Raw genomic sequence first — 20,303 nt, 5'->3', positions numbered from 1 at the left:
GAAAACAGCCGTCCGTATCCGCTGCGTGGTCGCTGTCTGTAAAATGCCGTAAAATATTGCCCATCAAAACAGAGGCGAGAAACCCATGATTGAATTTCCCAACCAGCCCGATTTTCCTGAACAACACACCGCCGTCGCCGTCGGCACCGTCAACATGAGCCAGCAGGCGATACGGGTGTTGATAGAGAATGCCACCGAAAAGGCAAGTATCCTGACCATCGCCCGCGTTGCCGCCATTCAGAGCATCAAACAGACCGCCAACCTGATTCCGCTGCACCTGCCTGGTCGCATCATCGGCGTGCAGGTTGATTTCGATATTAACGTCGAGCTGGCCTGCCTGAAGGCCACGCTGACCGTCCAAGCGAACAGCAACGGTAGCATTGCCACCGAAGCCCTGACTGGCCTCAATTTGGCGCTCTTGAGCGTTTACGACATGATGAAAGACGTTGACCGCAATATGATGCTCAGCGGCATCCGCCTCGAATCCGAGACCAGCAGCGAAGGCCGTCCTTTCCTGTTTGACAACGCCTACGAAAATATTAATTTCTAAATCACTCAGGCCGTCTGAACATTGGGTTTCAGACGGCCTTATTGTTATGATGAACGATCAACAACTTTTGCGGTTCAGCCGCCATATCCTGCTTGATGAAATCGGTATTGAAGGCCAAGAAAAACTTTTGGCCGCCCATGCGTTCGTTGTCGGTTGCGGCGGGCTGGGTGCGGCGGCCTTGCCGTATCTTGCCGCCGCCGGCATCGGCCGCCTGACGATTGCCGATGCCGATACCATCGACGAGACCAACCTTCAACGCCAAATCACGTTTACTGAAGCCGACATCGGCAAAAACAAGGCTTTGGTCATGCAAGGCCGTCTGAAACAAATCAACAGCCAAACACACATTGCCGCCATGGCCGAATTTCTCGATGAGGCCAAGCTTGTCGAATTGGCAAACACCACCGACATCATCCTTGATTGTTCCGACAATTATCCCACGCGCCAGGCGGTCAACCGCGCCGCCGTTGCCACGCGCACGCCTTTGGTTTCCGCCGCGGCCGTCGGCTTTGACGGACAAATCGCCGTGTACCGTCCCGATCTTCCCGATACGCCCTGCTATGCCTGCCTGTTTGACGGCGAACAAGCCAGCGACGGCGCTTGTGCATTGTTCGGCGTTTTTTCGCCCTTGGTCGGCGTTATCGGAACGACCCAAGCCGCCGAAGCGCTTAAAGTGCTGCTCGGTATCGGCACGCCGTCGCACGGCAAACTTTCTACCTACAACGCGTTGAGCGGAAAATGGCAGCAATACGGGGTGAGACACAATCCCGAATGCCCGGTTTGTGGCGGCTGTTAAAGACAAAAAGCAGGGTAGGGGTTTCGACATTGCCTAAGCCAATCCGCTAGAGTAATCATACTTATCTTTCATTAAACTTGTAGGAAGGCGTTTCTTCCCTTTTCAGACGGCCTGTGGCACGATATGATTCAATGATTAATAAATTTTTTAAGGCCGTCTGAAAAAGGATAAGGAGAAACCGGCTTAATGAATATTATTCGTGCCTTATTGGTGGTATTGGGTTGCCTGGCTTTGGGCGAGGCAACCGTTTGGATTTTGGGGTTGAAGCTGCCGGGCAGTATTGTCGGCATGGCTTTGCTGTTTGCCGCGCTTCAGGCCGGCTGGGTCAAATTGTCTTGGGTGGGAGAGCTGGCGGACATTTTGATGGCGAACCTGACTTTGTTTTTGGTGCCGCCTTGCGTGGCCGTCATCAGCTATTTGGATGTGATTGCAAACGACTGGTTTTCGATTCTGACGGCCACAATCGGCAGTACGATCTGCGTATTGTTGGTGACTGGCAAAGTGCATGAGTGGGTCAGGAGGTGGATGTGATGAATATAGACGGGCTGTTGCGCATGCCCTCGGTCATGCTGTTCCTGACTTTGGCCGTATATGCTTTGGCAGTGCAGATTCGGGCGCGCACGGGGAATGTGCTGTGTAATCCGGTATTGATCAGTACGCTGGTGTTGATGGGGTATTTGAAGGTATTTGCCATCGATTACGAGCTGTACCATTCTGCTTCGCACTTTATTGATTTTTGGTTGAAACCGGCAGTCGTGTTGCTGGCCGTGCCGCTTTATCGCAATTGGGACCGTATCCGCAGCCAGTGGTTGCCGGTGGTGTTGTCGCAGTTGGCGGGCAGCGTGACAGGCATTGTTACAGGCGTGTATTTTGCCAAATGGCTGGGCGCTTCGCGCGAAGTGATTCTGTCGCTGGCTTCCAAATCCGTGACGAATCCGATTGCGATTGAAATCACGGCGTCTATCGGCGGTATTCCGGCGATTACGGCGGCAACGGTGATTATCGCCGGACTTTTTGGACAGATGGCCGGATATAAAGTGTTGAAAGGGGCGTTGTATATGCCTTCTTCAGTGGGAATGTCTTTGGGTACGGCCTCACATGCGATGGGTATTGCGGCGTCTTTGGAATACGGCCGCCGTATGGCCGCATATGCCGGCTTGGGTTTGACGCTCAACGGCGTGTTGACGGCGATATTGGTACCTATCTTGATTCCCTTATTGGGCGTATAGCGTTTAGGCCGTCTGAAAATAGTGTAAACAGGAGAAAATGATATGGCTGTAAATTTGACTGAAAAACGTGCAGATGAATTGTTGGAAATCGACGGCATCCGTCTGTTTACAGGTCGTGCCGGCATCAAGCAACAAGACCGCGACGATTTAACGCTGATGGTGTTAGGCGGCGGACATACGGTGGGCGCGGTGTTTACGCAAAACCGTTTCTGCGCCGCACCGGTGCATATCGCCAAGTCGCATCTGTTTGACCAAGACGGCGTGTGTGCCTTAGTCATCAACACGGGCAATGCCAATGCAGGTACCGGCGCACAAGGCCGTCTGGACGCGATTAAAGTGTGCGCGGCGGCGGCGGAACAGGTCGGCTGCCAATCCAATCAGATTATGCCGTTTTCGACCGGCGTGATTTTGGAGCCGTTGCCTGTGGATAAAATTGTGGCCGCTTTGCCGCAAGTGCGCCCTGCATTCTGGTCGGACGCGGCGCGTGCCATCATGACGACGGATACTGTACCGAAAGCCGCTTCACGCACAGGCTTGGTCGGCGAGAAACACACAGTCCGCGCCACCGGCATCGCCAAAGGCTCGGGCATGATTCATCCGAATATGGCGACCATGTTGTCGTTTATCGCTACCGATGCCAAAGTGTCCCAACCGATTTTGCAGCTGATGACCCAAGAAATCGCAGACGAAAGTTTCAATACGATTACCGTGGACGGCGATACCAGCACCAACGACAGCTTCGTGATTATGGCGACAGGCCGTTGCGGTCAGAGCGAAATCGACAATACTGCCGATCCGCGCTATGCGCAGCTCAAAGCCTTGCTCGGTTCGCTGGCTTTGGAGTTGGCGCAGGCGATTGTCCGTGATGGCGAGGGTGCGACCAAGTTCATCACGATTGAAGTGCAAAATGCGAAAACCCGCGAAGAGGCGCGCAAAGTGGCTTATGCCGTCGCCCATTCGCCTTTGGTGAAAACCGCTTTCTTTGCCTCCGACCCGAACTTGGGCCGTCTGTTGGCAGCAGTCGGCTATGCCGGTATTGAAGACTTGGACGTCGATGCTTTGAAAATGTGGCTGGATGACGTGTTGGTGGCTGAAAACGGCGGCCGTGCGGAAAGCTATACCGAAGAAGCAGGACAAGCCGTGATGAATCGTCCGGAAATTACCGTCCGCATCGATTTGCAACGCGGCGATACGACGGCGGCCGTCTATACCTGCGATTTGTCGCACGAGTATGTGTCGATTAACGCGGATTACCGTTCTTAAAAACCTTTATCCTTGTTTTCAGACGGCCTTTGAGAAAAGTATCAAGGCCGTCTGAACACATTGACTGCGTGTTTATGATGAAATTTCCCCAGACTTGGGCGGCGCGCCTCGCCCACAAAATCCGCCAAACCAAACGCCTGTCCAAAAAGAGCATTGCCTTTCTGTTTTTGCTGGCAGGATCGGCACTGGTTGCCCTGACGGCTTTGATGTTTGCGTACTTGGCGGATTTGGCTTTGGAATGGAACGCTTTGTTGGTGGGAAAATATCCGTGGTTCGCATGGGTGGCTTTGCCGCTGGGTTTGCCGCTTTTGGCATGGTTTACGCGTAAATTTGCGCCGTACACTTCCGGCAGCGGTATTCCGCAGGTCATCGCTTCATTGTCTTTGCCTTATGGTGCGCAGAAAACCCGTCTGATTCGTTTGGGCGAAACCTTTTTTAAGATTCCGCTGACGTTTTTGGGCATGATTTTGGGGGCGTCAATCGGCAGGGAAGGGCCGTCTGTACAAGTGGGCGCGGCGGTCATGAACGCTTGGGGCGCGTGGTGTAAAAAGCACGGGCTGGCGTTTAGGGGCATGCAGGAAAACGATTTGATTGCCGCAGGCGCGGCCGGCGGTTTGGCGGCGGCGTTTAATGCGCCTTTGGCCGGCGTGGTCTTTGCCATCGAAGAGTTGGGGCGCGGCGTGATTTTGCGTTGGGAACGCCAAATCTTGATGGGCGTGTTGGCGGCCGGTTTCATTCAAGTGGCGATACAGGGCAACAACCCGTATTTTTCAGGGTTTCAAGGGCATGAGCTGCCAAACATGCTGATGTGGGCCGCGGTGTCGGGCATTGTCTGCGGCGTGGCAGGCGGATTGTTCGGCAGCTTTTTGTATCGCGGTGCGGCGGCATTCGCACCGGTACGCTGGCGCAGTTTCATCCGCCGTCATTTGTTGGTGGTCGCTTTTGTGATGGGTATCTTGCTGGCGCTGCTCGGTACGTTTTATCAAGGCAAAACCTATGGCACGGGCTATCACGAAGCCGCAGCCGCTCTTAAAGGCGCGTATGAAGCGCCGTTCGGCTTGGCCGCCGCAAAATGGGCGGCAACCGTGTTCAGCTATTGGGCAGGCATTCCCGGTGGCATCTTCACGCCGTCGTTAACCATCGGAGCGATGATAGGTGAACACATGGCTTCTTTCGCGCAACTGGGCGACGCGTCCAATGTCGCGGTTTTGCTCTGCATGGCCGCATTCCTTGCCGCCGCGACCCAATCGCCGTTGACCGCCGCTGTGGTGGTAATGGAAATGACGGGCGGACAGAATTTGTTGTTTTGGATGCTGCTGACGTGCATCTTCGCTTCGCAAGTCTCGCGCCAATTCTCGCCGCATCCGTTTTACCATGCCGCAGGTTTGCGCTTCAGACGGCATATCGAAGCCGAAAGCGGACATGTTCAGCACGAGAAAAAAGAATAGGTCGGCATATAAAAGGCCGTCTGAAAATCGATTTCAGACGGCCTTTATTATGTCGTTTAAAGCTGTATTTCAGTTTACTTAAACAGCAAAATCAGCAACAAAACAACCGCAATCACACCCAGCCACAGGCTTTGGCGTTGCTGTACTTTGACCAGATGCACATAGGCATCGCGCATTTCCTGTTGGCGGTTTTCATCAACCAGCGCGCTGATTTTGCGCGGCAGGGAAGGGATGATTTGCGCCCAGTCGGGGGCTTCGTTTTTGAGATTGCGCCAAAGGGCTTTGGGGCCGACCTGTTCGTTCATCCAGCGCACCAAAAACGGTTTGGCGGTTTTCCACAAGTCCAAATCGGGATCAAGCTGTCGTCCCAAGCCTTCGATGTTGAGCAGGGTTTTTTGCAGCAACACAAGCTGCGGTTGGATTTCGACATTGAAGCGGCGGCTGACTTCAAACAGGCGCATCAGTACCAAGCCGAAGGAAATTTGCGAAATCGGTTTGTTGAACACAGGCTCGCACACGGCGCGGACAGCCGCTTCCAATTCTTCCGCCCGCGTGTCGGCAGGTACCCAGCCCGATTCGATGTGGGCGGTAGCGACGCGGTGGTAATCGCGGTTGAAGAATGCGAGGAAGTTGATGGCGAGATAGCGTTTGTCGTAGTCGGTCAGCGTGCCGACGATGCCGAAGTCGAGGGCAATGTAGCGGTTGTCGGCGGCGACCAAAATATTGCCGGGGTGCATATCCGCATGGAAAAAGCCGTCGCGGAAAACTTGCGTGAAGAAGATTTCCACACCGTAATCGGCAAGTTTGTGCAAATCAATGCCGTCGGCTTTGAGTTTGGCAATATCGGATACCGGAGTGCCGTCCATCCATTCGATGGTCAGCACGTCGCTGGTGCAGTAGTCGTAAAACACCTTCGGCACAATCAGCATATCGCTGTTTTGGAAATTGCGACCGAGCTGGCTGGCATTGGCGGCTTCGCGCATCAAGTCCAATTCGTCGTGCAGGTATTTGTCAAATTCGGCCACTACTTCGCGCGGCTTCAAACGCTTGCCGTCTGAAAACAAACGCTCCACCCAGCCTGCACCAAAGCGCATCAGCGACAAATCCTGTTCGATAATGGGCAAAAGGTTGGGGCGCAAGACTTTCACTGCAACCTGTTCGCCCGAATGCAGGCGGGCTTTGTGTACCTGGGCGATAGACGCGCTGGCGACAGGCTCGGTTTCAAATTCCGCGTATAAAATGTCGATGGATTGACCTAGCGATTTTTCGATTTGCGAGCGCGAAAGCTGCGCGTCAAACGGCGGCACTTTGTCTTGCAGCCTTGCCAATTCGACCGCGTAATCATGCGGAATCAAATCGGGACGCGTCGATAATACCTGTCCGAATTTGATGAAAATCGGCCCCAGGCTTTCCAACGCCAAACGCAGGCGCACGGCAGGCATCTCGTGTTTGAACTTGGACGACTGCGGCAGCATATTGAGGAAAGTCCGCGCCCAACCCGGACGGACCAGCGAGGCAATCAGCTCGGCAAGGCGGTAGCGGTAGAGTGTGCAGAGGATGGTTTTAATGCGTTTGAGGCGGTTCATGATGGACGCAGATAAATCGAAAAAACAGAATTATATAGGAAAAACGGGTAAGGGCTTCAGACGGCCTGAGACTTTTGCAAAAAACATTTGCCGCATAGCTAACAATTTTATAAGGGCTCAGGTTTTGCCGCCCCAATAAAAAGACGGATATTCACATCATAAATATTCGTCGGCTACTTGCCCAAACTGCCGATTCAAGACATAATCGGGAAATGTGCAGGAGAGTGTTACACCCAACTACAATGTAACCACCGAAGGCGCAGACACCCTTAAATCGCTCAGGTATCAGGGACTGCACATTGAAACAAACAATCTGGAGAGCGGCGTTAGAATAACGTCCACCGAAGGGGAGAAGGCCGTCTGAACCACCATTCAGACAACCGCGCAAAGCAGTGAGCAGACTGGTTTGTCATCATGCGGATACGGCCGAAAATCTCAGGTTCAAGGACAGATAGGGTCATCCGCGCACAGGTGCGCGGGCGGCATCTGAACAAAAAATCCGGAGAAACTTGAGAATGACTGCTCTGAAAACCACCCCATTTCATCAAGCCCATCAAGATGCAGGCGCGAAGCTGGTAGATTTTGCCGGCTGGGAGCTGCCCATCCATTATGGTTCACAAATCGCCGAACACGAAGCCGTGCGCACCGACGCCGGTATGTTTGACGTATCCCATATGCTCGTTACCGACGTAGCAGGCGCAAATGCCAAAGCCTTTTTCCGCAAATTGATTGCCAACGATGTCGCCAAACTCGCTTTTGTCGGCAAAGCCCTTTATTCCGCTTTGCTCAACGACAACGGCGGTGTGATTGACGACTTAATCGTTTACCGCACCAATGAAGCCGAAACCCAATACCGCATCGTGTCCAACGGCGCGACCCGCGAAAAAGACACGGCGCAATTCCACAAAGTTGGACAAGAGTTCGGCGTTGCCTTCAATCCGCGCTACGACCTCGGCATGCTCGCCGTACAAGGCCCGAAAGCCATCGAAAAACTCCTGACCGTCAAACCTGAATGGGCGGACGTGATTCACAGCCTCAAACCGTTCCAAGGTGCAGACTTGGGCAATGACTGGTTTGTCGCCCGTACAGGCTATACCGGTGAAGACGGCGTCGAAGTCATCCTGCCGGGCACTGAAGCCGTCGCATTCTTCAAAGCCCTGCAAGCAGCAGGCGTACAACCTTGCGGTCTCGGCGCACGCGACACCCTGCGCATGGAAGCCGGTATGAACCTCTATGGCAACGATATGGACGATGAAACCAGCCCACTCGAAGCAGGCATGGGTTGGACGGTTGACTTGAAAGACGAAAGCCGCGATTTCGTCGGTAAAGCCGCATTGGTGGCATTGAAAGAAAAAGGCGTTGCCGTCAAACAGGTTGGCTTGTTGCTCGACAAAGGCGGCATCCTGCGCGCGCATATGGAAGTGTTGACCGACAAAGGTCAAGGCGAAACCACCAGCGGCGTATTCTCTCCAAGCCTGAAACAATCCATCGCCATCGCCCGCGTACCGAAAGATTTTGACGGCGATACCGCCAAAGTGCTGATGCGCGGAAAAGAAGTGGACGTACGCGTACTGAAGCTGCCGTTTGTGCGTAATGGGCAGAAACAGTTTGATTAATATCGGTTCAGACGGCCTTTATTTGTTAAGGGCCGTCTGAAAGCAGGTTTTAAGGAATTGTTGTTTCCTATGAAAGCAACCTTTGGCAGTTTATTGTTGTTATTGATGTTATCGGCTTGCGCTTCGTCTGCCGGCGAGCGCGGATTGATGTTTTTCGATACAGAAGGAAAATCCCGTACCGCAACATTTATGAAAACCGTTGGCGGCAATGGAAAGATGGCCGGCGAGGTGACGATAGATGGGGAATATGCTCTTGATATTATCCGCATGAATGATGATTTGAGTATTGCCGTGCAAGATAGTAAGGGTAGAAGCCGTGCTTCCAACCTGAAATCATTGTCGCAAGCGAAATCATTTACCCTGTTTGCGTTCAGCCGTTATGCAGGAACAGTTGAAGTGGATAAAGTATCGGCTGTTACAGGCATTTGTGCAGATTACCGCAGCAAGGGTCTGAAGGTTGCCGTTGCAGACAATATGAGGTCCAAACAAGGAATCGTTGTATTCCGCGCAAGCGGCGTAATGGCAAGTAACAAGCGCAAGATAAACGAAGCATATTTGGATTATTCTGCATCCCCTAAACTTCCTTCCGCCCAAAAGCAAAAATTGGAACAAGATAAAAACAATATGATTGCCGTCCATTACGGACGCTTGGAAGAATTAATCGCACGAGGTATCTGTGCACGCTAAGCTGAGCAGATGCCGTCTGAAAATAACCCCCTATCAATGGAGTATCAAACCATGAGCAACATCCCAGCAGAACTGAAATACGTTGCCAGCCACGAATGGCTGCGCCTTGAAGAAGACGGTACCATCACCGTCGGCATTACCCATCACGCGCAAGAGCTGTTGGGCGACATCGTGTTTGTCGAGCTGCCTGAAGTCGGTGCAAACCTGGCTGCCGAAGAGCAAGCCGGTGTGGTTGAGTCTGTGAAAGCAGCGTCCGACGTGTACGCGCCGATTGCAGGCGAAGTCGTTGCCGTCAACGAAGATTTGCCAAGCGCGCCGGAAACTGCCAACAGCGACCCTTACGGCGCAGGCTGGTTCTTCAAAATCAAACCTGCCAACCCTGCCGATTACGACGGTCTGCTGACTGCCGAACAATACGCAGGCGAAGTAGCTTGATTTTTGCAAACATCCAAACAGGTTTTGCGCCTGTTTGATATTGCAGGTCTTAGGTCGTCTGAAAAATGCTTTCAGACGGCCTTTGTTTCAATTTTTCCTCAGCAAACATGAATTACTGCGAATTTGTCGACACGCTTCCCGACGATACGGACAACCCCAACAAACATTATCACGACACGCAATACGGTTTTCCGATTGAGGACGACAATGAATTGTTTGAGCGGCTGGTGTTGGAAATCAATCAGGCAGGATTGAGCTGGACGCTGATGCTGAAGAAGCAACAGGCATTTCAGACGGCATTTAAAGGTTTCGATATCGATACGGTCGCCGCATTTGACGAAGCCGATATTGAGCGGCTGCTTGCCGATGCAGGCATCGTCCGCAACCGCCTGAAAATCAACGCAGCCATCTATAACGCGCGACAAATTAAACGAATACAGCAAGAATACGGTTCATTCAAAAACTGGCTGGATACACACCATCCGCTCGACAAGGCTGAATGGGTGAAGCTGTTTAAAAAACATTTCAAATTTGTCGGCGGCGAAATCGTCGGCGAATTTCTGATGAGTACCGGCTACCTGCCCGGCGCGCATGTGGAAACCTGTCCGGTTTATAGGGAAATATTGGCATGTCGTCCAAAGTGGGCGGAGGCCGTCTGAAACAACATCTGCAAGAAAAACAGTGTTGATATCGATAACACCGAAGGAGTAGAAATGAAACTATCTGAATTGTTCAACCCGAACGAATTTTCCGCGCGCCATTTGAGTTTTGGCGACGAGGCTGCGCTTTTGGAAGCGCTCGGCGAGAAGAGCATGGACGAATTTGTCGGCAATACCGTGCCGCAAAGCATCCGTATGCCGTCCGAACTCGATTTGCCCGAGGCTTTGACCGAGGCGGACGCGTTGGCGAAATTGAAAGGCATCGCGTCGAAAAACGTGATCAACAAATCCTATATCGGTTTGGGCTATTACCCGACCCGCGTGCCGAACGTGATTTTGCGTAACGTATTGGAAAATCCGGGCTGGTACACCGCCTACACGCCGTATCAGGCGGAAATTGCCCAAGGTCGTTTGGAAGCTTTGTTGAACTTCCAACAAGTGTGTATCGATTTGACCGGTTTCCCTGTGGCAGGCGCGTCTTTGCTGGACGAGGCGACTGCCGCCGCTGAAGCGATGGCGATGGCGCACCGAGTGGGCAAAGTGAAATCCGAGCGTTTCTTTGTGGATGCGCGCGTGTATCCGCAAACTTTGGACGTGATGAAAACCCGCGCCAAATATTTCGGCTTTGAACTGGTGGTCGGCGATTTTGCCCAAGCCGACGAGGGCGAATACTTCGGCGCGCTGTTCCAATACGTAGGCAAAGACGGCGACGTGCAAGACTTGCAGGACGTTGTTGGCCGTCTGAAAGCAAAAGGCACAATCGTGGCTGTTGCCGCCGACATTATGAGCTTGGTTTTGCTGAAGTCTCCGGCTGAACTGGGCGCAGATATTGCTTTGGGCAACACCCAACGCTTCGGCGTGCCTATGGGCTTCGGTGGTCCGCACGCCGCTTATTTCGCGTTTAAAGATGAGTTCAAACGTTCCGCTCCGGGCCGCATCATCGGCGTATCCAAAGACGCATCGGGCAAACCTGCCTTGCGCATGGCTTTGTCCACCCGCGAACAACACATCCGCCGCGAAAAAGCGACATCCAATATTTGTACGGCACAAGCATTGCTGGCGAACTTGGCCGGTATGTATGCCGTTTACCACGGTCCTGAAGGCGTGAAACGCATTGCCAACCGTATCCACGCGCTGGCTTCTGCTTTTGCCGATGCGCTGGTTTCAGACGGCCTGAATGTGGTTCACAAAGTCTTCTTCGATACCGTTACCGTCGATTTCGGCAGTAAAGAGAAAGCAGACCAAGTGTTTGCCGCTGCTCTGGAATCGGGTTACAACCTGCGCCGCGTCAACGATACTCAAGTTGCGGCTGCATTCCATGAAACATCGGTATACGGAGATTTGGTCGATTTGTACCGCGCATTTACCGGCAAAGATACATTCACATTTGCCGATGATGTCAAAGGTCGTCTGAATGCCGAATTGCTGCGTCAGGACGACATTCTGCAACATCCTGTGTTCAACAGTTACCACACCGAACACGAAATGTTGCGCTACCTGAAAAAACTCGAAGACCGCGACTTGGCGATGAACCGCAGCATGATTTCATTGGGCAGCTGCACCATGAAACTCAACGCGACTGCGGAAATGTTGCCGATTACTTGGGCTGAGTTCACCGACATCCATCCTTACGCTCCCGAAGCGCAAACCGCCGGCTACCGCGAATTGCTTGCCGATATGGAAAACAGCCTGAAAGCCATCACCGGCTTTGACGCGATTTCCTTCCAGCCCAACTCCGGCGCGCAGGGCGAATACAGCGGCATGCTCTCCATCCGCCGCTATCAAGAAGCCAACGGCGAGGGACACCGCAACATCTGCCTGATTCCCAAATCCGCCCACGGCACCAACCCTGCGACTGCCGCTATGCTGGGTTTGAAAGTCGTCGTTGTCGATACCGACGAACACGGCAACGTCAACATCGACGATTTGAAAGCCAAAGCCGAGCAATACCGCGACGCTTTGTCCGCCATCATGATTACCTACCCGTCCACCCACGGTGTGTACGAAGAAGGCATCCGCGACATCTGTCGCATCATCCATGAAAACGGCGGACAGGTTTACATGGACGGCGCCAACCTCAACGCCCAAATCGGCATCATGCAGCCTGCCGAAGTCGGCGCGGACGTGTTGCACATGAACCTGCACAAAACCTTCTGTATCCCTCACGGCGGCGGCGGTCCGGGCGTCGGCCCTATAGGTTTGAAAGCCCACCTTGCCCCGTTTGCACCGGGACACGCTTTGACCGACACCTACAGCGCCAGTGCCGACCAAACCGCCGTTGCTGCTGCGGCCTTCGGTTCTGCGTCCATCCTGCCGATTACTTGGATGTACCTGACCATGATGGGCAAACAAGGCATGGAGCAGGCGACACGCTGGGCATTGCTCAACGCCAACTACGTTGCCAAACGTCTGAGCGAAGACTATCCGATTCTGTATACAGGCAAAAACGGCCACGTCGCGCACGAATGTATCGTTGATTTGCGTCCGCTCAAAGCCGAAAGCGGCATCACTGAAACTGACATCGCCAAACGCCTGATGGATTACGGCTTCCACGCGCCGACGGTTTCCTTCCCTGTTGCCGGTACGCTGATGATTGAGCCGACCGAGAGCGAAGGCAAAGCCGAACTCGACCGCTTCATCGCCGCCCTGAAACAAATCAAACAGGAAGTGCTGAAAGTCGAGCGCGGCGAATGGCCGAAAGAGGATAATCCGCTGGTGAACGCTCCGCATACAGCAGCAGATGTAACCGGTGAATGGGCGCATCCGTACTCCCGCGAAGAAGCCGTCTTCCCATTGCCGTTCGTTCGCGAACACAAATTCTGGCCGAGCGTCAAACGGGTAGATGAAGTGTATGGCGACCGCAATCTGGTTTGCTCCTGCTTGCCGATTGACGCATACGAAGAATAAGCCTGAATAGGTTTAAAATTGAACAGGCCGTCTGAAAATGAAAATAGTTTTCAGATGGCCTTTTGTTTGTTAAGATATTCCGCCCGAGAACGTACGTTTGTTTTTGGTAAAACAACAGATAAGGCATTCGGAAAGATAGACGGCGAATGCCTTTGTTTGTGGATAAAACCAAAACAGCTTCCCATAACGATAAGCAAAAGGCCGTCTGAAAACAGGAGGATATGATGGACGAACTTTTTATTCAAACGCTGACGATTGCCGGCTCCGATTCCGGCGGTGGCGCGGGCATACAGGCGGATTTGAAGACATTTCAGATGCGCGGTGTGTTTGGCACCAGCGTACTGACAGCGGTTACCGCACAAAATACTTTGGGCGTATCGGCAGTGCATCCGATACCGACCGACATGATTGCCGCGCAAATTGCCGCGATTCAGGAGGATTTCCAAATCCGCGCCTATAAAATCGGCATGCTGGGTACGGCGGAAATCATCGAATGTGTGGCAGAACAAACTGCCGAATGCGATTTCGGCAAACGCGTGTTGGATCCGGTCATGATTGCCAAAGGCGGAGCGCCGTTATTGGAAAATTCAGCCGTCGAAGCCATGAAACACCTGCTGCTGCCGCATACGGACGTATTGACCCCCAATCTCCCCGAAGCGCAGGCATTGACGGGTATCAATATTGAAAACCGCCAAGATGCGGAACGCGCCGCCAAAATTCTTCAGGATTGGGGCGTGAAAAATGTGGTGATTAAAGGCGGTCATCTTGCCGGCAGCCAAAGCGAATATTGCACCGACTGGCTGTTTACGCCATACGAAACCATCGGGCTGAACAGCAAACGTTTCCCGACACCGCATACACATGGCACAGGCTGCACGTTTTCTGCCTGCATTACTGCCGAGTTGGCAAAAGGGTTTAGCGTTCCTGAAGCTGTACAAACGGCAAAAAGCTATATTGCCGCCGCCATTTCCCATCCTTTGGGCATCGGGGCAGGGCATGGGCCGGTCAACCATTGGGCGTATCGGGACGAATAATGCGTTCAGACCAATTGTAATTGATTGTATTTTTCAGACGGCCTGACTAGGTTTATCACTTGAAATTGTTTACAATATCGGATTAATGCTTTTACGGATAAAAAAGACACCATGCAAGTTACCTCAAAATGGATAGACGGAATGTGCTTCGTCGGAACAACGGCAAACGGACACAGCGTTGTGATGGAAGGCGCGGCGGCTGAAGGCGAAGTCAAACGCGGCCCCAGTCCGATGGAAATGCTGTTGTTGGGTGTAGCAGGCTGCTCCAGCATCGATGTCGTGATGATTGCCGAGAAACAACGCCAAAAAATCACTGACTGCCGTGCCGAAGTGACTGCCAAACGCGCCGACACCGCGCCGCGCGTGTTTACCGAAATCCATATCCACTTCAAAGTGTATGGTCGGGATTTGCAAGAAAGCGCGATTGAACGCGCCGTACAGATGTCTGCCGAAAAATATTGTTCCGCATCGATTATGCTGGGCAAAGCTGCAAAAATGAGCCACAGCTTCGAGATCGTCGAAACAGAATAGGGCGGTTTCAGGGTGGGAGTATCAGAGCGTGAACTGGCTACCCACAAAAAAAGCAGATATATTCACGCATTAAATGAATATATCTGCTTGCTTTTTATTCCTTTTTCTCTCTCTCTATCAGCCTTTATAACTTGGCTTGTTGATCTCATTGTGCAAGTTTCGTTTAACATTGTCAACAATTTTTAATTATATTTTAAACACCCCCGAAAGCTGCAGGTTTGTAAACGCTTGTGCCTTAATACGGATACTGGGGAAACATTATGGATTACGAAAATAATACCAACGTTGCGCCTGCAACTTCATCGCTTATTTTGGAAGAGCGTCACGATTCGGAACTCTTCCGCGTGTACGCATTGATTTTGGACGGCATTACCGACCATCTGCTGCTGCCGGGCAAAAAACTGACCGAGTCCGAGCTTTGCCGACAAATGGTTTGCTCGCGCAATACCGTGCGTGGCGCATTGTCACTTTTGGCGCACGACAAAATCGTCGATTTGCAGCCTAATCGCGGCGCATTTGTCCATGTGCCAGACTTGAAAGAAATGAAAGACGTGTTCAACACGCGTATCGAAATGGAAAGCATGATTTTGAGCGTCCTTATCGATATGCCTGATTTGGAAACGCGTCTGCAACCGCTTTACGCCATGATTGAGCAAGAGGGCGCAGCCTCCGAAAGCGGCGACCGCGTGGGTTGGAACCGCCTGTCCAATGCCTTCCATGTCGAATTGGCGCGGCTGTTGGACAACGATGTCCTGTTTGAAATCATGAATACCTTATGCGCGCGCTCTTCATTGATTGTGGCTGTTTCCGATCCGCTTCGCAAAGAAAAGCGCAACATCGATTCCAATTCGCACCATGAACACCGAGAAATCCTCGATTTGTTGCTGGCAGGCAAGCGCAACCGTGTGACCAAAGTCATGCGCCGCCACTTGGGCGCGTGTATGGAACGCTTGGAACAGAAACTCGAGATGTAATCGGTTTGACAATAACAAGGCCGTCTGAAATATTCAGACGGCCATTGGTTTATCCCTACAAAACGAAACGCCATGAAACCCAAAATCCAAAGACACGAACATATCCTCACCCTTGTCCGCGAACATAACTTTATGACGGTGGAAGAATTGGCGGCAAATTTGGATGTTACGCCGCAAACCATACGCCGCGATGTACAGGAGTTGAGCGAAACCGGACAGCTCAAACGCTATCACGGCGGCGCATCTTTGGGCGACGTTTCGGTTGTAACGGCAGGGCAGGAGCGGCGCAACCATCAGCAGCAGGAAAAAAACGCCATTGCCCGGCTGATTGCTTCCACTATTCCCGACAATGCCTCGTTGTTTATCAGTATCGGCACCACCATGGAAGCCGTCGCCGCCGAGTTGGTCAGACAGCGTAAAAACCTGCGGATTATCACCAACAACATCTACGCCGCTTCCATCACTGCGGCGCGTACCGATTACACAGTCATCATCGCTTCCGGTGTGGTTCGCCCCTTGGACGGCGGTATTACCGGCGTGGCGACTGTCGATTTCATCAACCAATTCAAAGTTGACTATGCCATCATGAGTACCCACGGCATAGAAAACGACGGCTCGCTTTTGGATGACGATTACAAGGAAGTCAGCGTCATGCAGGCGATGGTGAACAATGCCCGCGTGCGCTATCTCGGCGTCGACCACAGCAAATTCAACAGCAATGCCTTGGTCAGACTGGGCGATATCGGCGCATTCGATAAGCTGTTTACCGACCGCCCACCATCCGCTGCCATGCAGAAAACCCTAAACGAACGCGGAGTGGCGTGGCAGGTTGCCGACCCTGTATCAAAGTAGCCAAGTCGGGTACAATTGAGCCATCATTCCATTCCTTTCAGACGGCCTGATTGAATGCTCAGGCCGTCTGAAAACAGAAAATTATTTTCCCATCAAAGAAATATTATGTTGAATAAAGACCAATTCGCGGACAACCACTTTATCCGCACTATCATCGAAGAAGACCTCAAAAGCGGTAAACATACAGCCATCCAAACCCGTTTCCCGCCCGAGCCGAACGGTTATTTGCACATCGGCCACGCCAAATCCATCTGCTTGAACTTCGGTTTGGCGTATATTTACGATGGCTTGTGCAACCTGCGTTTTGACGATACCAATCCTGAAAAAGAAAACGACGAATACGTCAACGCCATCAAAGAAGACGTTGAGTGGTTGGGCTTTCATTGGGCAGGTGAGCCGCGTTTTGCCTCCAACTATTTTGACCAGCTCTATGATTACGCCGTCGGTTTAATCAAAGACGGCAAAGCGTATGTCGATGATTTGACGCCCGAAGAAATGCGCGAATACCGTGGCACACTGACCGAAGCAGGCAAAAACAGCCCTTACCGCGACCGTAGCGTCGAAGAAAACCTCGACTTGTTCACACGTATGAAAAACGGCGAGTTTCCAGATGGCAGCAAAACCTTGCGCCTGAAAATCGACATGGCTTCAGGCAATATCAATATGCGCGACCCCGTCATCTACCGCATCCGCCGCGCCCATCACCACAATACCGGCGACAAATGGTGTATCTACCCGATGTACGACTACACGCATTGCATTTCCGATGCCATCGAAGGCATCACGCATTCCTTGTGTACGCTCGAATTTGAAGCACACCGTCCGCTGTACGACTGGGTGTTGGACAACATTCCTGCGCCGCACGCCACACGTCCGCGCCAATACGAATTTTCTCGTTTGGAACTTCTGTATTCCATCACGTCCAAGCGCAAGCTGAACCAACTGGTTTCAGACGGCCACGTTGCCGGCTGGGATGATCCGCGTATGCCGACCATTTCCGGTATGCGCCGCCGCGGCTACACGCCCGAAGGCCTGCGCTTGTTTGCCAAACGCGCCGGTATTTCCAAATCTGAAAACGTGGTCGATATGAGCGTGTTGGAAGGCGCGATTCGCGAAGAGCTGGAAAACTCCGCGCCACGTCTGATGGCGGTGTTGAATCCGCTCAAAGTGACCCTGACCAACTTTGAAGCTGGCAAAACCCAAAGCCGCCGTGCCGCGTTCCATCCGAACCACGAAGAAATGGGCGATCGCGAAGTACCTATTTCCCAAACCATCTACATCGAAGCTGACGACTTTGCCGAAAATCCGCCTAAAGGCTTCAAACGCCTGATTCCCGGCGGCGAAGTGCGCTTGCGCCACGGCTATGTCATCAAGTGCGATGAAGTAGTAAAAGACGAAGCAGGCAATGTGGTTGAACTCAAATGCAGCATCGACCACGATACCTTGGGCAAAAATCCCGAGGGCAGAAAAGTCAAAGGCGTGATTCACTGGGTTTCTGCCGAACACGCAGCCGAAATCAAAGTCCGCCTGTACGACCGCCTCTTTACCGTCGAGCGTCCCGATGCCGTGCGCGGCGAAGACGGCAACTACCTGCCGTTTACCGATTTCCTCAACCCTGAATCCATTAAGGAAATCACCGCCTACGCCGAGCCTGTCGCAAAAGATTTGCCGGCGGAGAGCCGTTGGCAGTTTGAACGCATCGGCTATTTCGTCACCGACCGCAAAGACCACAGCAAAGACACACCGGTGTTTAACCGCACTGTGACACTGAAAGATTCTTGGCAGGCAAAATAATTGGTAAGAAGGCAGTCAGTATGCACTGGCTGCCTTTATTGTGTTTAAATTTTTGATTTTATAATAGGAATTTTATGGAAAACCAAATACCCACTTCACAGGAAGTTCGATATCACGAACCCAAACGCCTTCCTGCTTCTGCAGGCATCAAGTGGATTACCGACGCTTTCGGTATTTTCAAACTTCATCCGTGGAAATGGATGGGCGTATTATTGGCTTATATGATCGTAGGCTTTGTGGTTTCTATTATTGACTTACTAGGAATTAATGCGCTTTCTAGTTTAAAAGGTATTGTATTCAGCTGGGTGGGTTCATGCTTAGTAGGCGGAGCTATGTATGTTGCTAACAATATCAATAATGGAAAAGCATTTGATGTGAAAGATTTTTTTATTGTTTTTTTAGATAAAAAAATGAGTTTTTTCATTTTATTGTTACTTCAGGTGCTGTTCAGTATAGCTGTTAGTTTGCTTATCATTCCGCTATATTTTGCAGGTCATTGGGCAATGATGATAGGTGTTGTATTGATTGTTATTGTCCTTTTGTCTATATTTTTATTAACCCCCGCTTTGATTGTTTTAGATGGTCTGAAGCCATGGGAGGCTATTAAAGCTAATGTTAAAGCGGCTATGTGTAATATTCCTGCAATATTAGTTTATGTTGTAGGTGTGGCTCTCTATTCTTTTATGTGGGGCGTATTAGGCAGCATGTTAGGCCAGTGGATTATCATGATCATACTTTTACTATTCCTACCTGTCAGCGCAGTTTTACTGCTGGCTCCTTATATTGCTTACCGCAGTATTTACCCTAATGGTCGTATTGTAAAATCCTAAGTGGATAAAGGCCGTCTGAAACATTTTCAGACGGCCTTTGTCGATAAAAGGAATGAGATGGAACGTTATTCTGTACATTTGAAACTGCTGGGGATGGCGGTGCTGTGGGGCGCGTCTTGGCCGATGGGGCGGATGCTGGGGCAGTCGCTGCCACCGCTGACGGGCGGGGCGGTTCGGTTTGTACTGGCTTCGGTTTTGTTGTTGGGCTGGTTGTTTGCGCGCAGCAGGTTTGCAACTTTAGCAGCTTTATCGGCGCGGCAATGGCTGGGTTTGACGGTGGCCGCTTCCGTCGGGGTGTGCGGCTATGCGGTGTTTTTTATGCTGGGTTTGCAGACTATGCCGGCAGGCAAGGCGGCGGTGGTCGTGGCGGTGAACCCCGTGTTGACGCTGCTGTTGGCAACTTGGTTTTTCGGCGAGCGTTTAAATGCGAAGATTTTGGCGGGTATGCTGCTGGCGGTCGGCGGTGCCATTATGGTGGTAACGCAAGGGCGGCCGTTGACGGTGTTATCGGGCGGCATCAAGGCAGGAGAGTGGCTGATTTTCGGCTGCGTGGTCTGTTGGGCGGCTTATACCTTAATTGGGCGCGCGGTTTTGCGCGGGATAGATGCGCTGACGGTAACGACGGCAACGTCGTTCATTGGTGCGTTGATGTTGTCGGCGGTGGCGTTGTGGATGGATGGAATGCCGTTTGAGGCAATAGCGGCAATGGATGGGCGAGGCTGGACAGCCTTAGCGTGGCTAGTCATCGGCGCGACGGTATTGGCCTATGCGTGGTATTTTGAAGGCGTGAAGACTTTGGGTGCAGGCAGCGCGGCGGCGTATATTACGCTCGTGCCGATTTTCGGTGTGCTGTCTTCGGCGTGGTTTTTAGGCGAACCGCTACATATTTCTCTGGTTGCAGGTTGTGCGGCGGCGGTAGGCGGCATGACGCTGATGCGGTACGGGCAAAAGGCCGGCTGAAGTTGTGCAAATACTCGGATTTTTGATAATAAGATTGCGGTTGCCACGTTACTTCCAGCCGTAATCTTATTGCAGGATAAGATCAAGCCACGGCTTTAGTGTTCGATTTAAAAATTTGACACCCTGCCTCCAACTGCCTAAAATTCAACTTT

19 protein-coding genes and 1 riboswitch are annotated in these 20,303 nt (G+C 52.1%); of the genes, 18 read left to right on the top strand and 1 reads right to left on the bottom strand.

The genetic code is table 11. The features are described 5' to 3' along the window. Window positions 1–85 precede the first annotated feature (85 nt). The 6 genes from O3682_RS02515 to O3682_RS02490 all read left to right on the top strand — a co-directional run bounded on the left by O3682_RS02515 (window position 86) and on the right by O3682_RS02490 (window position 5,286). On the top strand, window positions 86–550 hold the full coding sequence (locus O3682_RS02515) for a cyclic pyranopterin monophosphate synthase MoaC (protein ID WP_004519536.1): 465 nt from the start codon (window positions 86–88) through the stop codon (window positions 548–550). A gap of 49 nt (window positions 551–599) precedes the next feature. Next, the gene (locus tag O3682_RS02510; protein WP_371508245.1) at window positions 600–1,346 is read left to right on the top strand and encodes a HesA/MoeB/ThiF family protein; all 747 of its coding nucleotides are present in this window, start codon (window positions 600–602) and stop codon (window positions 1,344–1,346) included. A gap of 186 nt (window positions 1,347–1,532) precedes the next feature. Continuing rightward, the gene (locus O3682_RS02505) at window positions 1,533–1,877 is read left to right on the top strand and encodes a CidA/LrgA family protein (RefSeq protein WP_049343552.1); all 345 of its coding nucleotides are present in this window, start codon (window positions 1,533–1,535) and stop codon (window positions 1,875–1,877) included. Beyond that, window positions 1,877–2,575, top strand: coding sequence for an LrgB family protein (locus O3682_RS02500; protein WP_371508244.1), 699 nt, complete (start codon window positions 1,877–1,879; stop codon window positions 2,573–2,575). Before O3682_RS02505 ends, O3682_RS02500 begins: the two co-directional genes overlap by 1 nt. 42 nt (window positions 2,576–2,617) lie before the next feature. Beyond that, a complete protein-coding gene (argJ, locus tag O3682_RS02495; protein WP_070460366.1) occupies window positions 2,618–3,838 on the top strand; it encodes a bifunctional glutamate N-acetyltransferase/amino-acid acetyltransferase ArgJ in 1,221 nt (406 codons plus the stop codon). Window positions 3,839–3,915: 77 nt separating this feature from the next. Further along, window positions 3,916–5,286, top strand: coding sequence for a chloride channel protein (locus O3682_RS02490; RefSeq protein ID WP_371508243.1), 1,371 nt, complete (start codon window positions 3,916–3,918; stop codon window positions 5,284–5,286). A gap of 74 nt (window positions 5,287–5,360) precedes the next feature. On the opposite strand, the gene ubiB is transcribed toward O3682_RS02490, so the two are convergent. Then, window positions 5,361–6,872 carry a ubiquinone biosynthesis regulatory protein kinase UbiB gene (gene ubiB, locus O3682_RS02485; RefSeq protein WP_371508228.1) on the bottom strand — a complete coding sequence of 504 codons (1,512 nt, stop codon included), beginning with the start codon at window positions 6,870–6,872 and terminating at the stop codon, window positions 5,361–5,363. Between the two features lie 207 nt (window positions 6,873–7,079). Next, a riboswitch (glycine riboswitch) is annotated at window positions 7,080–7,177 on the top strand. A gap of 210 nt (window positions 7,178–7,387) precedes the next feature. On the opposite strand from ubiB, the gene gcvT reads away from it, so the two are divergent. The 12 genes from gcvT to O3682_RS02425 all read left to right on the top strand — a co-directional run bounded on the left by gcvT (window position 7,388) and on the right by O3682_RS02425 (window position 20,151). Next, a complete protein-coding gene (gene gcvT / locus O3682_RS02480) occupies window positions 7,388–8,488 on the top strand; it encodes a glycine cleavage system aminomethyltransferase GcvT (RefSeq protein ID WP_371508227.1) in 1,101 nt (366 codons plus the stop codon). Between the two features lie 147 nt (window positions 8,489–8,635). Then, entirely contained in the window at window positions 8,636–9,175 is a 540-nt protein-coding gene (locus O3682_RS02475; RefSeq protein WP_371508242.1) for a hypothetical protein, read from the top strand. A gap of 36 nt (window positions 9,176–9,211) precedes the next feature. Continuing rightward, the gene (gcvH, locus tag O3682_RS02470; RefSeq protein WP_036492952.1) at window positions 9,212–9,610 is read left to right on the top strand and encodes a glycine cleavage system protein GcvH; all 399 of its coding nucleotides are present in this window, start codon (window positions 9,212–9,214) and stop codon (window positions 9,608–9,610) included. Between the two features lie 107 nt (window positions 9,611–9,717). Then, complete coding sequence (locus O3682_RS02465) at window positions 9,718–10,269, top strand: DNA-3-methyladenine glycosylase I (RefSeq protein WP_371508226.1); 552 nt, start codon at window positions 9,718–9,720, stop codon at window positions 10,267–10,269. Window positions 10,270–10,323: 54 nt separating this feature from the next. Continuing rightward, entirely contained in the window at window positions 10,324–13,176 is a 2,853-nt protein-coding gene (gene gcvP, locus O3682_RS02460; protein WP_371508225.1) for an aminomethyl-transferring glycine dehydrogenase, read from the top strand. Window positions 13,177–13,400: 224 nt separating this feature from the next. Continuing rightward, on the top strand, window positions 13,401–14,210 hold the full coding sequence (gene thiD, locus O3682_RS02455) for a bifunctional hydroxymethylpyrimidine kinase/phosphomethylpyrimidine kinase (RefSeq protein WP_371508241.1): 810 nt from the start codon (window positions 13,401–13,403) through the stop codon (window positions 14,208–14,210). Between the two features lie 111 nt (window positions 14,211–14,321). Beyond that, window positions 14,322–14,741, top strand: coding sequence for an OsmC family protein (locus O3682_RS02450; RefSeq protein ID WP_003679886.1), 420 nt, complete (start codon window positions 14,322–14,324; stop codon window positions 14,739–14,741). Between the two features lie 260 nt (window positions 14,742–15,001). Beyond that, window positions 15,002–15,715 (top strand): GntR family transcriptional regulator, encoded by a 714-nt coding sequence (locus O3682_RS02445; RefSeq protein ID WP_004519550.1) that lies wholly within the window; start codon window positions 15,002–15,004, stop codon window positions 15,713–15,715. Between the two features lie 72 nt (window positions 15,716–15,787). Further along, complete coding sequence (locus tag O3682_RS02440; protein WP_063068458.1) at window positions 15,788–16,567, top strand: DeoR/GlpR family DNA-binding transcription regulator; 780 nt, start codon at window positions 15,788–15,790, stop codon at window positions 16,565–16,567. Between the two features lie 105 nt (window positions 16,568–16,672). Continuing rightward, window positions 16,673–18,361, top strand: a complete 1,689-nt coding sequence (locus tag O3682_RS02435; RefSeq protein ID WP_371508224.1) for a glutamine--tRNA ligase/YqeY domain fusion protein — start codon at window positions 16,673–16,675, stop codon at window positions 18,359–18,361. 74 nt (window positions 18,362–18,435) lie between these two features. Further along, a complete protein-coding gene (locus tag O3682_RS02430) occupies window positions 18,436–19,191 on the top strand; it encodes a BPSS1780 family membrane protein (protein WP_070460349.1) in 756 nt (251 codons plus the stop codon). A 57-nt stretch (window positions 19,192–19,248) separates the two neighbouring features. After that, the gene (locus O3682_RS02425; protein WP_371508223.1) at window positions 19,249–20,151 is read left to right on the top strand and encodes a DMT family transporter; all 903 of its coding nucleotides are present in this window, start codon (window positions 19,249–19,251) and stop codon (window positions 20,149–20,151) included. The last annotated feature ends 152 nt before the right edge of the window (window positions 20,152–20,303 follow it).

Origin of the sequence: Neisseria sp. 27098_8_112 (assembly GCF_041433235.1) — a bacterium.
In the GTDB taxonomy this organism is placed as follows: Bacteria; Pseudomonadota; Gammaproteobacteria; order Burkholderiales; family Neisseriaceae; genus Neisseria.
This window is presented reverse-complemented; position numbering and strand designations above follow the sequence as displayed.

Excerpts from the sequence above, each read along its gene's own strand:
- O3682_RS02430 (WP_070460349.1), top strand. The coding sequence starts at position 18,436 with ATGGAAAACCAAATACCCACTTCACAGGAAGTTCGATATCACGAACCC.
- O3682_RS02440 (WP_063068458.1), top strand. The coding sequence starts at position 15,788 with ATGAAACCCAAAATCCAAAGACACGAACATATCCTCACCCTTGTCCGC.
- O3682_RS02510 (WP_371508245.1), top strand. The coding sequence starts at position 600 with ATGAACGATCAACAACTTTTGCGGTTCAGCCGCCATATCCTGCTTGAT.
- O3682_RS02475 (WP_371508242.1), top strand. The coding sequence starts at position 8,636 with ATGTTTTTCGATACAGAAGGAAAATCCCGTACCGCAACATTTATGAAA.
- O3682_RS02490 (WP_371508243.1), top strand. The coding sequence starts at position 3,916 with ATGAAATTTCCCCAGACTTGGGCGGCGCGCCTCGCCCACAAAATCCGC.
- O3682_RS02515 (WP_004519536.1), top strand. The coding sequence starts at position 86 with ATGATTGAATTTCCCAACCAGCCCGATTTTCCTGAACAACACACCGCC.
- thiD (WP_371508241.1), top strand. The coding sequence starts at position 13,401 with ATGGACGAACTTTTTATTCAAACGCTGACGATTGCCGGCTCCGATTCC.
- O3682_RS02445 (WP_004519550.1), top strand. The coding sequence starts at position 15,002 with ATGGATTACGAAAATAATACCAACGTTGCGCCTGCAACTTCATCGCTT.
- O3682_RS02435 (WP_371508224.1), top strand. The coding sequence starts at position 16,673 with ATGTTGAATAAAGACCAATTCGCGGACAACCACTTTATCCGCACTATC.
- O3682_RS02505 (WP_049343552.1), top strand. The coding sequence starts at position 1,533 with ATGAATATTATTCGTGCCTTATTGGTGGTATTGGGTTGCCTGGCTTTG.
- O3682_RS02465 (WP_371508226.1), top strand. The coding sequence starts at position 9,718 with ATGAATTACTGCGAATTTGTCGACACGCTTCCCGACGATACGGACAAC.
- gcvP (WP_371508225.1), top strand. The coding sequence starts at position 10,324 with ATGAAACTATCTGAATTGTTCAACCCGAACGAATTTTCCGCGCGCCAT.
- O3682_RS02500 (WP_371508244.1), top strand. The coding sequence starts at position 1,877 with ATGAATATAGACGGGCTGTTGCGCATGCCCTCGGTCATGCTGTTCCTG.
- argJ (WP_070460366.1), top strand. The coding sequence starts at position 2,618 with ATGGCTGTAAATTTGACTGAAAAACGTGCAGATGAATTGTTGGAAATC.
- gcvH (WP_036492952.1), top strand. The coding sequence starts at position 9,212 with ATGGAGTATCAAACCATGAGCAACATCCCAGCAGAACTGAAATACGTT.
- O3682_RS02425 (WP_371508223.1), top strand. The coding sequence starts at position 19,249 with ATGGAACGTTATTCTGTACATTTGAAACTGCTGGGGATGGCGGTGCTG.
- gcvT (WP_371508227.1), top strand. The coding sequence starts at position 7,388 with ATGACTGCTCTGAAAACCACCCCATTTCATCAAGCCCATCAAGATGCA.
- ubiB (WP_371508228.1), bottom strand. The coding sequence starts at position 6,872 with ATGAACCGCCTCAAACGCATTAAAACCATCCTCTGCACACTCTACCGC.
- O3682_RS02450 (WP_003679886.1), top strand. The coding sequence starts at position 14,322 with ATGCAAGTTACCTCAAAATGGATAGACGGAATGTGCTTCGTCGGAACA.